Here is a 13483-nt window from a genome sequence, read left to right as displayed (position 1 = left end):
GTGAACTCGGCCCTCCTCGACCTGGCGGTTGCCGAGGGCCAGGATCTTGAGCAACGCCAGGGTTTCCTGGTTCTGGTCGTAGCTCTGAACATCCTGAATGACCACCTTGGCCTCCCCGTTCTGCGTGATGATGAGCGGCTCACGCTTCTCCCCGAGGTTGCGCACTATCTCGGCGGCATTGGCTTTAAGGTAGCTGATGGATTTGATCTGACTTGAGTATTTCACTTAAGTTCCTCCCTGTCCGCGGGCCTGACGAGATTTCGCGGCACGCTGCTGACAGGACCAATTATAGTCCATATTCAGTTCTGTCACCAGAAAAAGTTCCACTTGCCGTGAATTTACCTGCTCTGAACTGAATTAGATGGTATCTCAATTTTCGGTTCATCCGGTTTATGCGTACCTGGGTGGTATCACCCCAGATCCTCAAAGCTGAATCACTACGGAGTCACCCTTCCCCTCGACAGGCTCGGGACAGGCGACATGCTCCTTTCGACAAGCTCAAGGCAGGCAGGGCAGACGGAGAAAGGCGGAGGAAGTCTTTAACCTGTGGTAAGGCTCGGGCGTACGCCGTCAATGCCCGTGATTTCACCACAGAGTTCACAGAGATCACAGAGAAGGGCGGATAACCATAGGGTGGAGGCTCTGGCGTGCGCCGTCAAGTCCCGGTAAAGCATTCACCACAGCTTGTCACGTCGTCTTGTCACGCCATAGCCGAAGGCGACGGCGGAAGCTTCAGCGAAGGCGCGTCCCCGCGTCTATTTATCCCTCTCGCTCGGTCGCTCAGTCGCCCATGCACCCACGCTCCCATGCTCCCCCTCCCGCGACACCATGGCCCCGTGTCTCTGTACCCGCGTCCCCGCGTCCCCGCGTCCCCGCGTCATGAGCAGCTAATCGCGGCTGGGAAGCTGTATCCCCATTTCCTGTAGTTCCTTTTCAATAATAGCTTCCCAGCCTCTATTAGCTGCCGGATTAGCCGGGCTCGGATGGGTCACCCTCCCCACCTTCACGTCCATCCCATCCAGGGCAGCAGTGCATCGGTCGTAGGCAAACTTTCCGATCCCGATAACGAACTCCGGTTTCAGCAGTTCGATCGTTCGCTTCGTCGCTCCATCGCACAGTCGGAACAGCCGCTCCTTGTCGGCCTTTTTCAGTTTGTCGGGTGTGACGTTCTTTCCCCCCTCGTCGAAGAAAGCCAGGGGACAGTAGTTGACGACCATGAACTGCCTGAAAAACAGGTCCGCTGTCTGGAAACGGTCCCGGGCCCACCCCCAGAGTCTTTTGCCGCTGACCTCGCTTCGCGTACAGGAAAACCCGTGTATGGGCCGTTTTGGATGAACCGTTTCAGGCTGTCCGACCTTTCCATCGATCCCCATCCACTCCCGCACGAAGCTGACCTCCCCGAAGGGCACGCCCGTCTGGAGCATCCCCCACGGACCGGGGTTCATCCCCACAAGGACAACCTTCCTGGGTGTGTTCCCGTACTTTTGGAAATATCGGGACAGGGGTTCCCGGGCATGGTCGGTTGGATCGTAGACGTAACTGATCGGTGGACTGAGATCGAGATCCCTGAGTTGGTCGCTCAAAGTGGTAGCAATATTGATAAGATCGTTGGTTGGCATTCTGACAATATAGGATATATGTGGGAAGCGGTCCACGATCTATTGAATCTCAGATCTCACATCTCACATCAAAACAATTCCGTGTTCCAATCAATAATTGCGGCAGTTTTCTGAGGTTTGAGATGTGAGATTTGAGATCATCCTTGACATTATGGATTGTTCCAGATGATCCGCCGGAGGATCCGCATCGTGTCCATGGTGGCATAGCGGACGGTTCTGAAAACAGCGGGTTACGTGTTCCTGAGCCTGTCTGCCGCAGGCAGGGGGGAACAATACCCGAAATCCGCGAGGAAGGCCCGTTTGGTCGGGACTTCGGGGCCGGCGGGTGGCGTCGATACCGAAAAGTCCAGGTACCAGGACCGGCGGTCAAAAACAGACCCCTCAGACACCCCGACCGGAGGCCGGCCAAAACCAATCTCGGATTTCGGGTCCCCCCTAACCCCTTGACAAATCTTGCCAATCCTATCAAAATACCATTAGTGTCAAGTTGCAGTTAACGGTTTGCAGGAGGGTTCATGCAGGTTGCCGCGCGGACATCACGGAAGATCAACTACGCCCTTCGCCTTCTTTACGGCGAGCAGCACCAGCCTCCTGCCCTCCTCGAATCACTCCAGCTCGACGAGCTCAAGAGCACTTTTCGACGTCGGGCCATGGAACTGCACCCCGACAGGGCCAACCTGCTGGGCCGGGATCCGGTGGACCTCAACGAACGGTTCAGGGATGTCAAACTGGCCTACGAAACCCTTCGGGAGCTTCTCACCGCCGGTCAGATCCCCCTGACGATGATCACCCACCAGGAGTGGTCTACACAGCCGGCCGACCCTCCCCCACCAGGCCCCGGACACTGTGCCGGGACCCATCATCAGGAGCCCGATACCGAAGAACATTCCAAAAAGGGTGCCAGCCCCTCAGACCATTACTGGGAGGCCGATATCCCCGCGAGCCGCCTCCTCTTCGGCCAGTTCCTCTACTACGCCGGCCTCGTATCCTGGCAGACTCTCATTTCGGCCATCACCTGGCAGCGCAGACAACGCCCTCCATTCGGCAGGATCGCGAAGATGTGGGACTATCTAACCGACGAGGAGATCCGGCAAATCATCGATTTCCGGACCCCGGGGGAGCGCATCGGTGAAGCCGCCCTGCGCCACGGATACCTTTCCCGGTTCCAGTTCAGTGCTGTGATGGGTTTCCAGAAGTGGATGCAGCGGCCTATCGGTGAATATTTCCAGGAGATCGGAATCCTCGAGGACGAGGAGATCCAGTACCTGGTGGGACTGTTGAAGAAACACAACCGGAGGGTTGAGAGGGGGATTTGGGTTCAGGGTTCAGGGTTTAGGCTGGACTAGGAAAATTCCAAACGAAAACAGCCCGGTTGAATACCCGGGCTATTTATTATTCCGTTTGGAATTTTCCTAGTCGATCTTCATAAAATGACTTTTATCAACCCCGCAGATGGGGCACTTGTCGGGCGCTTCCCCCTCAACCGTGTTTCCACACACGTCACAGACATAGTAGTCGGTCCCGGCAAGGTCTCCCATCGCCTCCAGCGCTTTCTGGTACAGCTCGGCGTGGATCTTTTCCACCGCGTTGGCGAACTCGAAGCTCATCCGGGCGCCCTTGTTGCCTTCTTCGATGGCACCCTCGATCATTTGCGGATACATGGCGGTGAACTCGTGGGTCTCGCCCCCGATGGCCTCCCTGAGGTTTTCTTCGGTGCTCCTGATCCCCCCGAGGACCCTGAGGTGGGCATGGGCGTGGACCGTTTCCGCAGCCGCCGCGGCCCTGAAGAGCCTGGCCACCTGGGTCAGCCCTTCCTGGTCTGCTTTTTTGGCAAAGGCGAGGTATTTCCGGTTGGCCTGGGACTCGCCGGCGAAAGCTTCTGCAAGGTTATTTGCGGTTTTGGTCATTGGATATTTCCTCCTTCTTCGGTCACGTTTCACTCTTTACGATTCACGCTTCACGATTCACGATTCACGCTTCACGATTCACGCTTCACCTTTCACCGCTTTTCAGTCAAAAAGGTTCCCTATCTCCTCAAACCCCTTTTTTTCGGCGACATCACGGGCGGTCTCATCCCGCTTGTTCTTCAGGGTTGGATCGGCGCCCTTTTCCAGGAGTATCCGCACCACATTGACCTGGCCGTTGGAGACAGCCGAATGAAGGGGCGTCCAGCCGCGGTTGTCCTGGGCGTTGATCTCGGCGCCCTTGTCCAGAAGGATCTTCACATCATCCTCATCCCGCGCGGCCGCCATGTGCAAGGAGGAAGCTCCCCCCGCCGTCCTGAGGTTGACATCGGCGTGTTTGATCAGGAGCCGTGCGATAACCTTGTTCGTCTCCATTTCAGCCAAAAACAGGGCGTTGTTGCCGGCATCGTCCTGGATATTGACGTCGGCTCCGGCCTTGACCAGGGACTCCACCACTTCGTGGTGCCGCCCCTGGACGGCTTTTATAAGAGGGGTTGCCCCGTCCAGGTTCCTGGCATTGACGTCGGCGCCGTTTTTGATGAGCAGGTCCACCGCCTTTGCATGACCGTTGATGGCCGCAAGGTGCAGGGGGGTGAATCCACCGCTGCTCCTGCTGTTGGCAACGGAGGGATCCTTTCTGATCAGGGCGGCCATCATATCGACGTCACCCCTGTTGGCGGCAGTGAAGATCTCGTAACCGGCCATGGCGGGAGTGCTGAGCGCTACGGCAAGGGCCACAACCAACAGATTCAATATTACTTTTCTAAGCATGCATTGGAACCTCCTGTTTATCCTTCATTACGGATAAAATAACTGTTTTGGCAGATAAAGCAAGGACCCGAAATCCGCAATTGGTTTTAAACGAACTGTCGGCAGCATGTCGAGGTTTCCGACGCACTGCCGACAGCAGTTTCCCTTGCGATCAGTCTTCTCCTGGATCGAAGATCTTCCCAGGCCAACGATATAATCGCCCCGCAAAATGGCTCAAAGAGGCTTTTTGCGAAGATGCCGACCTTTCGATCAGGACACGAGGGCTTTGATGTATTCCCGGTTGAGGCGGGCGATGAACTTGACGTCGATCCCCTTGGGGCACGCAGCCTGGCACTCGTAGTGGTTGGTGCAGTTGCCGAACCCGCACTTCTGCATGGACTCGAGCATGTTGTTGACCCGCTCTTTCGCCTCCACCTGCCCCTGGGGCAGAGCAGCGAACTGGGACACCTTGGCGCCGGTGAACAGCATGGCTGCCCCGTTGGGGCACGCGGCCACGCAGGCCCCGCAGCCGATGCACTCGGCGGCGTCCATGGCGTAATCGGCAGATTCCTTGGATACCAGGGTGGAGTTGCCGTCAGCAGCTGCGCCCGTTCTAACCGAGGTGAATCCACCGGCGGTTATGATCTTGTCCAGGGCACTGCGGTCCACGATGAGATCCTTGAGAATGGGGAACGCCCTGGCCCGCCACGGCTCGATATAGATGGTGTCATTATCCTTGAACTTGCGCATGTGAAGCTGGCAGACCGTGGTTCGCTCCTGTCCACCGTGTGGCAGGCCGTTGATGACCTGGGAACAGACGCCGCAGATCCCCTCCCGGCAGTCGTGGTCAAATACGATGGGCTCCTGGCCCTCCTTGATGATGTCCTCGTTGACAACGTCGAGCATCTCGAGGAACGAGTGGTGTTCCGTGATCCCCTTGGCAAGGTAGGTCTCGAAGCGGCCAGGTTTGTCGGGCCCCTTCTGTCGCCAGACGATCAGCTTCAGGGTCATCGTCTTGTGATCGCTCATTATTTATAGCTCCTTACCGCCAGTTCGACGTTCTCGAACTTAAGTGGCTCTTTGTGCATCTCGGGCTCGTTGCCGACTCCCTTGAACTCCCACCCTGCCGAATAGCAGAAGTTCTCATCGTCCCGTACAGCCTCACCGTCGTCGGTCTGGTATTCCACCCTGAAGTGTCCACCGCAAGATTCCTTCCTGTGACGGGCATCCCTGCAGAACAGCTCGGCAAACTCCATGAAGTCGGCGACCCGGTTGGCGTTTTCCAGCTGCTGGTTGAGTTCCTGGCCTGTCCCGGGGACCTTGACGTTCTCCCAGAACTCCTCACGGATGGCGGGGATCTTTTCGATAGCCGTGGTGAGGCTTTCCTCGCTGCGTGCCATTCCAGCGTAATCCCACATGACCTTGCCCAGTTCACGATGGAAATCAGCAACGGTTCGTTTTCCATCGATGGACAGAAGTTTATTGACAACTCCCTTGGCCTCGTCGATGGAGGCCAGGCACTCGGCAGCGTCCTGCTTGAGCATACCGGGTGTCGTCTGGGCCAGGTAGTTGGCGATGGTGTACGGAATGACGAAGTAACCATCGGCCAAGCCCTGCATGAGGGCGCTGGCGCCGAGCCTGTTGGCACCGTGTACCGAGAAGTTGGCCTCGCCCAGGACGAACAGCCCCGGAAGGTTGCTCATGCAGTTGTAGTCCACCCAGAGGCCGCCCATGGCGTAATGGGGGGCCGGGTAGATGCGCATGGGAACCTTGTAGCCGTTCTCTGCGGTAATGAGTTCGTACATCTCGAAAAGGTTGCCGTAGCGCTCCCGTATGGTGTCTTCTCCCAGCCTTTTGATGGCGTCGGCAAAGTCAAGATAAACACCGCGGCCGCCCGGTCCCACACCGCGGCCGTCGTCACACTGCTCCTTGGCGGCCCGGGAGGCGATGTCTCGGGGAGCCAGGTTACCGAAGGAGGGGTACTTCCTCTCAAGGTAGTAATCCCTGTCCTCCTCGGGGATATCTCCGGGAGCACGGTTATCGCCATGGTTCTTGGGAACCCAGCAACGTCCGTCGTTGCGCAGCGATTCGGACATGAGGGTGAGCTTGGACTGGTAATCGCCGGCCTGGGGAATACAGGTGGGGTGTATCTGCGTGTAGCAGGGGTTGGCGAAGAAGGCACCCTTCTTGTGGGCTGCCCAGTTGGCCTTGACGCTCTGGCCACGGGCCATGGTGGACAGGTCGTAGACGTTGGCGTAGCCGCCGGTGCACAGGATCACGGCGTCGCCGACATGTGTGCGGTACTCACCGGTGATAAGGTCCCGGATGGTGATCCCCTTGGCCTCGCCGTCGATGAGGACCAGGTCCAGCATCTCGGTGCGGGGGTAGATCTTCACCGTGCCGGCCTTGACCTGCCTCATGAGGGCCGAGTAGGCGCCGATAAGAAGCTGCTGTCCCGTCTGGCCCCTGGCGTAGAAGGTCCTGGAAACCTGGGCGCCGCCAAAGGATCGGTTGTCCAGGTAGCCGCCGTAATCCCGGGCGAAGGGAACCCCCTGGGCCACGCACTGGTCGATGATGTCGTTGCTCACCTGGGCCAGGCGCCACACATCGGCCTCCCGTGCCCTGAAGTCGCCGCCCTTTACGGTATCGTAAAAGAGCCGCCGGATACTGTCGCCGTCGTTGGGATAGTTCTTGGCGGCGTTGATCCCGCCCTGTGCGGCTATGGAATGGGCCCGTCGCGGGGAATCCTGGTAACAGAACGCTTCCACGTTGTATCCCAGTTCCCCCAGGGAGGCGGCCGCCGAGGCTCCGGCAAGACCGGTCCCGACAACCAGCACCTTGTATTTACGCTTGTTGGAGGGGTTCACCAGCTTCATGTCGAAGCGGTGTTTGTCCCAGCTCTGTTCTATGGGTCCGGTCGGACTTTTTCCGTCGAGTATCACTTTTAGACCCCCTTAGTTCAGAAAGTGCGCGGCAATGAAAACCGGGATCGCACCGAAACCGACGAGGAAAACCGTTGCCAGGAGTGTGGCGGCCAGGTTGAACCTCGGCAGAGTCTTATCGTTGTTAAGACCGATAGTCTGGAAGATGCTCCCGATGCCGTGGCTGGTGTGGAGGAACAAAACAGCCATGGCCAGGACATAAAGAACCGCCGGCAGGATATTGTACATGCCGACAACCATCATCGTGTAAACGTCGGGCCTCCCGTGGGAGTCCATGATCTGAACCACACCGGGAAGGGCCTTGATGGTGAAGTGAAGCAGGTGAAGAACGAGGAAGACCAGCAGTGCCAGCCCGGTCCAGATCATGGTCTTGCTGGCAAGGGTGATCTTCTGCTGTTTCTTGACCGCGTACTTGCCGGGGTTGGCGCCCCAGTTTTCCAGGGTCAGGGTGATGCCGAAAAAGACGTGGACGCAGAGCATGAAGAGCATGAAGGCTCTGAACGGCCAGACCACGACGGGGAGTCCGTGGAGATGCTCCGCGTAGGCGTTGATCCAGCCGGAACCCAACCAGATGGTCGAGTTTCCGACGAGGTGCGCCACGGCAAACAGCACAAGGAACAGGCCGCTGACCGCCATGAGCACTTTCCTGCCGACGTTACTCGTAAGTAAGGACATGGCACCTTTCCTTCAGAGGGGTAGTAATGTTGAAAAACCGCTTTGATCCGGTGTGAACCACCGGACGACCCGGGCGAGCCCCTCCAACCGATTAATACAACCGCTCCCGCCGGACACGCGATCCGCACCGCTGATGAACCAGGGCGCAGGACTATTAACAGAAACTTATCTGGTTTGTATAGAACTTGTGAAAAGTCATGTCAAGTTACACAATACGGCACCACCGCCAGTGGTTCCATATCGTTTAAATATTATGCAAAAAACCTGGCCCGGACTATCCGTTTCAGACTCCCGGCTTAAGTTTTTCGAAAGGCAATTCAGCGAAAAACGGAAAAGCATATGGCATATTTGGTAGATAGCCATCATATTTCACCTGCTAAATGCCAATTATTTCAGGAAAACATCCAAAATAAGGGGCATTTCGAAAAACTCATCGCAACGTGTCGGTAAAGTCCGGCACGTTGCTAGGCAACCAGTTCGTACCCCAGTTTCAAGGCCCGTTTGTTGATCTCTTCCGTACCTTTCGGAACCCTGCTGAGGACAGCCTTTTCAACACTCTCGTATGAAACGCTGTCCACCAGGCCGGCAATGGCTCCGAGAGCCACGATGTTGGCCACAAAGACCTTGCCCACTTTCTCCTTGGCCGTGTCAATGATGGGCAGGTGATAGATCTTGTAATTCCCTTTCGGAAGATCGGTGACCATCCTGGAGTCGGCCAGTATTATCCCCCCGTCCTTCAGGTCTGAGTAATACTTGTCACACGATTCCTGGGTCAGGGTCAAAAGCAGGTCGATGCTGGTCGCCTTGGGATAGTCGATATCCCCATCGGAGATGATGACCTCTGACTTGCTGGCGCCGCCCCGGGCCTCCGGCCCGTAAGACTGTGTCTGGACGGCGTTGATCCCCTCGTAGAGAGCAACGGCCTCGGCAAGGATCACTCCCCCGAGGACAAGGCCTTGGCCGCCGGATCCGCTGAGACGCACTTCATACCTTTGAGCCATTGTTATTTTCTCCTATAAATAAAAACCAAAGGTTTTTATTTTCCCTGGGCCATTTTGATGATCTTCTTGTACTCGTCGCAGTATTCGGGTTTTTCCTCCTGCCGGAAGACGCCTGTAAGGATCTTGCCCTCCTTTTTTTCGTCGGGCAGGTTTGCGGCCGCCTTGATGCCCACCGTGTTGTCCTTTAACCACAGGAGCATATCGGCGGCAGACCCCAGTTTGTTCCTTCTCCCATAAGTGGTGGGACAGGTGCACAGAGCATCGATGACGGAAAAACCTCTGTGGGTGATGCCGTCTGCGATCTGCCTCTCCAGGGGGATGGCGTGGTAGGCCGTACTCCTGGATACGTAGGTGGCTCCGGCACCCATGGCCAGCTGGACCACATCGAAGGCGTAATCCGGGTTCCCGTAGGGCGTCGTGCTGGCCAGCTTGCCGTGGGGCGTGGTCGGGGAGAACTGACCTCCGGTCATGCCGTAGATGTTGTTGTTGAAAACCACCATGGTGATGTCGATGTTTCTTCGGCAGGCGTGGATGAAGTGGTTGCCCCCGATGGCCAGGGAATCTCCGTCACCGGCGACACAGATGACGTTGAGGCTCGGGTCGGCCATCTTGACGCCTGTTGCAAAGGCCAGAGAACGGCCGTGGGTGGTGTGCAGCGTATTGAAATCCACGTATCCCGGCATCCGCGACGCGCAGCCGATACCCGACACGATGACCGTCCTGTCCTTGTCGAGGCCAACCCTGTCGATGCCCCTGATAATGGACTTCATGACGGTGCCGTGAGCGCAGCCCGGGCACCATATGTGAGGGAGCTTGCCGGGCCGCAGATATTTAATGTAGTCAAACGACATCACGCCACCTCCCTGATCTTGTCGAGGATGTTTTCCGGGGTAATGGGGTCTCCGTCCACGCGGTTGACTCCGGCCACTCTTGCACGGCCCTCGATACAGCGCTGGACCTCCTCGATCATCTGCCCGAGGTTCATCTCGGGGACGATGATGGTGTCGACCCGCCCGGCCATCTCGATGGTGGGGGCCGCGGGGTAGGGCCACAGCGTGATGGGCCTGAGGAAATCAACGGCGATCCCCTCTTCGGCCGCCATGGCGATGGCCGCCTTGGCCGACCGGGCGCTGGAACCGAAGGCCATGATGCCGACCCTGGCCCCCTCCGCCTGGGTGTACTCGTAACTTTCCAGGATATCCAGGTTCTCGGTGACCTTGGCCATCAGCCTCTCCTCCTCCGGCTGGACCAGGGAGGGCTTGTTGGTGGGGAACCCCGTCTCGTCGTGGTTCAGGCCGGTGCAGTGCCAGCGGTAACCGGTTCCGAAATCGGCCATGGGGGGGATGATCCCCTTGCTGGTGTCATACGGCTTGTACTCTTCCGGGGGACAATCCGGCCTCGGCCTGTCCCAGATCTCCAGCTCACCCTCTTCGGGGACGCGGATCTTCTCCCTCATGTGTCCGATGATCTCGTCGGTGAGCAGGATCACCGGTGTCCGAAGGCGCTCGGAGATGTTGAAAGCCCTCACCGTCTCGGTGAAGATCTCCTGTACGGAAGCCGGGGTCAGTACGATGGCGGGATGGTCACCGTGTGTACCCCACCGGGCCTGCATGACGTCAGACTGGCTGGGGCCGGTGGGCAGACCCGTGCTCGGGCCGCCCCTCATGACGTTCAGGATCACACATGGAACCTCGGTGAGGCAGGCGAACCCGAGGTTCTCCAGCTTCAGCGACATCCCGGGACCGCTGGTTGCGGTCAGGCTTTTCTTCCCGACAAGAGAGGCGCCGATGACCGAAGCCATGGCAGCGATCTCGTCTTCCATCTGGATGAAGGCGCCCCCAAGCCTGGGCAGGCGGCGGGACAGGATCTCTGCCACCTCGGTGGACGGTGTGATGGGGTAGCCGCCGAAGAACCGGCAACCCGCGTAAAGCGCCCCCTCCGCGCAGGCTTCATTTCCCTGGTAAAATACTTCTTTTCCACTCATCACTTTTTCCCCTTTTTGCCCGAACCGGCGACCTCGATGGCGAAGTCGGGGCACCTGACCTCGCAGAGCGTGCATTCGTTGCAATCCTCGATGCGGACAACGTGGACCTTGAAATCCCTGATCTCCAGTGTGGATGTGGGACACAGCTTCACGCAGATCTCACACCCCTTGCAGTATCTGGGGATGACGGTGATCTGACGACCTTCGTGCTCGGCGACGACCGTCTCCTCATTCCAGGCGTTTGCTTTGTTCATATTTGCCTCCGTTACCTGCCCAGGACTTCGGCTATCCTGGCGCCGATGTCGGCGGGGCTCTTGCTCACCGTGACACCTGCAGCTTCGAGAGCCTTGATCTTTTCGGCAGCCGTTCCTTTTCCGCCGGCTATGATGGCTCCGGCGTGTCCCATGCGCTTGCCGGGAGGCGCCGTCTGGCCGGCGATGAAGGAGACGACAGGCTTCTTCACCTCTTCCCTGATAAAGGCCGCCGCCTCCTCTTCAGCGCTGCCGCCGATCTCACCGATCATCACCACAGCGCTGGTTTTGGGATCGTCCTTGAAAAGCCTGAGGAGATCGATAAAGGTGCTGCCGATGATCGGGTCGCCGCCGATACCGATACAGGTACTCTGGCCGATACCAAGTTCCGTTAGCTGGGCCACCGCCTCGTAAGTCAGGGTCCCGCTTCTGGAAATGACACCCACGTCTCCCGGGATGTGGATAAAACCGGGCATGATGCCCATCTTGCACTCCCCTGGAGTGATCACCCCGGGACAGTTGGGGCCGACCATACGCACGTTATGGTAGCGAATAGCCTCCTTGGCTTTGACCATGTCTATGGTGGGGATCCCCTCGGTGATGCAGATCACCAGGTCGACGCCCGCTTCGGCCGCCTCGAGAATGGCGTCGCCGCAGAAGGCAGGCGGCACGAAGATGAGAGCAGCGTTGGCTTTCTGCTCCTCAACAGCCTTCGCCACCGTGTTGTACACGGGGATGCCGTCCATCTCCTGGCCGCCCTTGCCTGGGGTCACCCCGGCCACGACCTTCGAACCGTACGCCACACACTGTCTCGTGTGGAAGGTGCCTTCCCTTCCCGTGATGCCCTGCACCACGATCCGGGTATCGCTGTTTACCAGGATGCTCATTACGCACCTCCCTTGCCGGCCGCGGCGACGGCCTTTTCAGCGGCGGCCTTCAGACCCTTGGCCGTTTGGAACCTGAGTCCGGACTCCTCGATGAGCCTCAGCCCCTCTTCAGCGTTGGTACCCTCGAGGCGGACGACAACCGGGACTTTGAGGTCGATGTTCTTCGCCGCGGCAATGACCCCCTGGGCCACGATGTCGCAGCGGACGATGCCGCCGAAGATGTTGACGAGGACCGCTTTCACGTTGCTGTCGGAAAGGATGATCTTGAAGGCGTTGGTCACCGACTCCTCGTTGGCCGCGCCGCCCACGTCCAGGAAGTTGGCCGGCTCACCTCCAGCCAGCTTGATGATATCCATTGTAGCCATGGCCAATCCGGCGCCATTGACCATGCAGCCGACCTGGCCGTCCAGCTTGATATAGGAAAGGCCGTGCTCGGAGGCCTCGATCTCGGAGGGCTCCTCCTCGGACAGGTCCCGCAGTTCGGCCAGTTCCGGGTGCCGGTACGCGGCGTTGTCGTCAAAGTTGAGTTTTGCGTCCAGCGCCATGACATCCCCGTCACTGGTCACGATGAGAGGGTTGATCTCAGCCAGGGAGCAGTCCTTTTCCACGAAAAGCCTGTAAAGCTTCATGATGAAGGAGGCGGCGGCAGAAGCGGTCTTGCCTTCCAGACCCAGCCCGTAGGCCAGGTTCCTGGCCTGATAGGGCATTAAGCCCATGCCGGGGTTGATAAACTCCTTGAGGATCTTCTCGGGAGTCTCGGCTGCCACTTTTTCGATCTCCATTCCTCCCTCGGTACTGGCCATGAAGGCGACCTTCTCCGAGGCCCGGTCCACTACCATTCCCAGGTAGAGTTCCGAAGCGATGCCCACAGCCCCTTCCACGAGGACTTTGCCCACGACCTGCCCTTCGGGTCCTGTCTGGATGGTGATGAGAGGTTTGCCAAGCATTCCCTCGGCTGCCTTTTTCGCCTCGTCCGGGCCGTCGACCACCTTGACACCACCGCCCTTGCCGCGGCCTCCGGCGTGGATCTGGGCCTTGACGACCACCTTGCCGCCCAGTTCACCGGCAATGGCAGCTGCCTCGTCGGCCGAGGTGGCGACTCTGCCTCCGGGTATGGGGATACCATACTCCTTGAGGAGCCCCTTGGCCTGATATTCATGGATTTTCATGAGGGTACCTCCGTTGGCCCGATCAACAATCGACCAGGTTGTCTGGGTTCCTGTAAAGCTTCCACTTTCCAAATGACCCGGTACGACCGGGCCAGGAGCTAGGTTCTAAGATCTAGGTGCCAAGTATGATCTCCTTAGCACCTAGTTCCTAGCTCATAGCACCGATTTTGATAGGGTCGCAAAAAGTCCAATCCGGGACTTTTCGCTCCACGGAAAGGGAAAAGCGTCGTTTTCCCTTTCC

14 protein-coding genes are annotated in these 13483 nt (G+C 58.3%); 1 reads left to right on the top strand and 13 read right to left on the bottom strand.

Features of this window, described 5'->3' with window-relative positions; all coding sequences use genetic code 11:
- Positions 1 to 225 (bottom strand): type II toxin-antitoxin system Phd/YefM family antitoxin (locus P1S46_08520; protein MDF1536528.1); only part of this gene is annotated, 225 nt, incomplete at its 3' end.
- 662 nt (positions 226 to 887) lie between these two features.
- The gene (locus tag P1S46_08515) at positions 888 to 1619 is read right to left on the bottom strand and encodes a single-stranded DNA-binding protein (protein ID MDF1536527.1); all 732 of its coding nucleotides are present in this window, start codon (positions 1617 to 1619) and stop codon (positions 888 to 890) included.
- A 515-nt stretch (positions 1620 to 2134) separates the two neighbouring features.
- Between P1S46_08515 and P1S46_08510 the strand changes: the two genes are divergently transcribed.
- Positions 2135 to 2965: a DnaJ domain-containing protein gene (locus P1S46_08510; protein ID MDF1536526.1), complete on the top strand. Its 831-nt coding sequence runs from the start codon at positions 2135 to 2137 to the stop codon at positions 2963 to 2965.
- A 66-nt stretch (positions 2966 to 3031) separates the two neighbouring features.
- Here the strand turns inward: P1S46_08510 and P1S46_08505 are convergent, their stop codons facing one another.
- The 11 genes from P1S46_08505 to sucC form a co-directional block, all read right to left on the bottom strand.
- Complete coding sequence (locus tag P1S46_08505) at positions 3032 to 3526, bottom strand: rubrerythrin family protein (protein MDF1536525.1); 495 nt, start codon at positions 3524 to 3526, stop codon at positions 3032 to 3034.
- Positions 3527 to 3628: 102 nt separating this feature from the next.
- Positions 3629 to 4354, bottom strand: a complete 726-nt coding sequence (locus tag P1S46_08500) for an ankyrin repeat domain-containing protein (GenBank protein MDF1536524.1) — start codon at positions 4352 to 4354, stop codon at positions 3629 to 3631.
- Positions 4355 to 4603: 249 nt separating this feature from the next.
- Positions 4604 to 5362 (bottom strand): succinate dehydrogenase/fumarate reductase iron-sulfur subunit, encoded by a 759-nt coding sequence (locus P1S46_08495; GenBank protein MDF1536523.1) that lies wholly within the window; start codon positions 5360 to 5362, stop codon positions 4604 to 4606.
- The gene (locus P1S46_08490) at positions 5362 to 7275 is read right to left on the bottom strand and encodes a fumarate reductase/succinate dehydrogenase flavoprotein subunit (GenBank protein ID MDF1536522.1); all 1914 of its coding nucleotides are present in this window, start codon (positions 7273 to 7275) and stop codon (positions 5362 to 5364) included. The genes P1S46_08495 and P1S46_08490 overlap by 1 nt, the downstream gene beginning before the upstream one ends.
- A 12-nt stretch (positions 7276 to 7287) precedes the next feature.
- Positions 7288 to 7950 (bottom strand): succinate dehydrogenase cytochrome b subunit, encoded by a 663-nt coding sequence (locus P1S46_08485; GenBank protein ID MDF1536521.1) that lies wholly within the window; start codon positions 7948 to 7950, stop codon positions 7288 to 7290.
- A gap of 464 nt (positions 7951 to 8414) precedes the next feature.
- Entirely contained in the window at positions 8415 to 8951 is a 537-nt protein-coding gene (locus tag P1S46_08480; protein MDF1536520.1) for a 2-oxoacid:acceptor oxidoreductase family protein, read from the bottom strand.
- Positions 8952 to 8986: 35 nt separating this feature from the next.
- Positions 8987 to 9802, bottom strand: a complete 816-nt coding sequence (locus tag P1S46_08475) for a 2-oxoacid:ferredoxin oxidoreductase subunit beta (GenBank protein MDF1536519.1) — start codon at positions 9800 to 9802, stop codon at positions 8987 to 8989.
- Entirely contained in the window at positions 9802 to 10935 is a 1134-nt protein-coding gene (locus P1S46_08470) for a 2-oxoacid:acceptor oxidoreductase subunit alpha (GenBank protein ID MDF1536518.1), read from the bottom strand. Before P1S46_08470 ends, P1S46_08475 begins: the two co-directional genes overlap by 1 nt.
- Positions 10935 to 11189: a 4Fe-4S binding protein gene (locus P1S46_08465; protein MDF1536517.1), complete on the bottom strand. Its 255-nt coding sequence runs from the start codon at positions 11187 to 11189 to the stop codon at positions 10935 to 10937. Before P1S46_08465 ends, P1S46_08470 begins: the two co-directional genes overlap by 1 nt.
- 11 nt (positions 11190 to 11200) lie before the next feature.
- On the bottom strand, positions 11201 to 12073 hold the full coding sequence (gene sucD / locus P1S46_08460) for a succinate--CoA ligase subunit alpha (GenBank protein ID MDF1536516.1): 873 nt from the start codon (positions 12071 to 12073) through the stop codon (positions 11201 to 11203).
- Positions 12073 to 13242 carry an ADP-forming succinate--CoA ligase subunit beta gene (sucC, locus tag P1S46_08455; protein MDF1536515.1) on the bottom strand — a complete coding sequence of 390 codons (1170 nt, stop codon included), beginning with the start codon at positions 13240 to 13242 and terminating at the stop codon, positions 12073 to 12075. Before sucC ends, sucD begins: the two co-directional genes overlap by 1 nt.
- Positions 13243 to 13483: the final 241 nt, after the last annotated feature.

Source organism: bacterium, from assembly GCA_029210545.1.
GTDB lineage: Bacteria > BMS3Abin14 > BMS3Abin14 > BMS3Abin14 > BMS3Abin14 > JARGFV01.
The sequence above is the reverse complement of the archived record's forward strand: the minus strand, read 5'-3'. Positions and strand labels throughout refer to the sequence as shown.

What these genes read in the sequence shown, in the direction of transcription:
- P1S46_08515 (MDF1536527.1), bottom strand. Translation starts at nt 1,619, where the DNA reads ATGCCAACCAACGATCTTATCAATATTGCTACCACTTTGAGCGACCAA.
- P1S46_08510 (MDF1536526.1), top strand. Translation starts at nt 2,135, where the DNA reads ATGCAGGTTGCCGCGCGGACATCACGGAAGATCAACTACGCCCTTCGC.
- P1S46_08505 (MDF1536525.1), bottom strand. Translation starts at nt 3,526, where the DNA reads ATGACCAAAACCGCAAATAACCTTGCAGAAGCTTTCGCCGGCGAGTCC.
- P1S46_08500 (MDF1536524.1), bottom strand. Translation starts at nt 4,354, where the DNA reads ATGCTTAGAAAAGTAATATTGAATCTGTTGGTTGTGGCCCTTGCCGTA.
- P1S46_08495 (MDF1536523.1), bottom strand. Translation starts at nt 5,362, where the DNA reads ATGAGCGATCACAAGACGATGACCCTGAAGCTGATCGTCTGGCGACAG.
- P1S46_08485 (MDF1536521.1), bottom strand. Translation starts at nt 7,950, where the DNA reads ATGTCCTTACTTACGAGTAACGTCGGCAGGAAAGTGCTCATGGCGGTC.
- P1S46_08480 (MDF1536520.1), bottom strand. Translation starts at nt 8,951, where the DNA reads ATGGCTCAAAGGTATGAAGTGCGTCTCAGCGGATCCGGCGGCCAAGGC.
- P1S46_08475 (MDF1536519.1), bottom strand. Translation starts at nt 9,802, where the DNA reads ATGTCGTTTGACTACATTAAATATCTGCGGCCCGGCAAGCTCCCTCAC.
- P1S46_08470 (MDF1536518.1), bottom strand. Translation starts at nt 10,935, where the DNA reads ATGAGTGGAAAAGAAGTATTTTACCAGGGAAATGAAGCCTGCGCGGAG.
- P1S46_08465 (MDF1536517.1), bottom strand. Translation starts at nt 11,189, where the DNA reads ATGAACAAAGCAAACGCCTGGAATGAGGAGACGGTCGTCGCCGAGCAC.
- sucD (MDF1536516.1), bottom strand. Translation starts at nt 12,073, where the DNA reads ATGAGCATCCTGGTAAACAGCGATACCCGGATCGTGGTGCAGGGCATC.
- sucC (MDF1536515.1), bottom strand. Translation starts at nt 13,242, where the DNA reads ATGAAAATCCATGAATATCAGGCCAAGGGGCTCCTCAAGGAGTATGGT.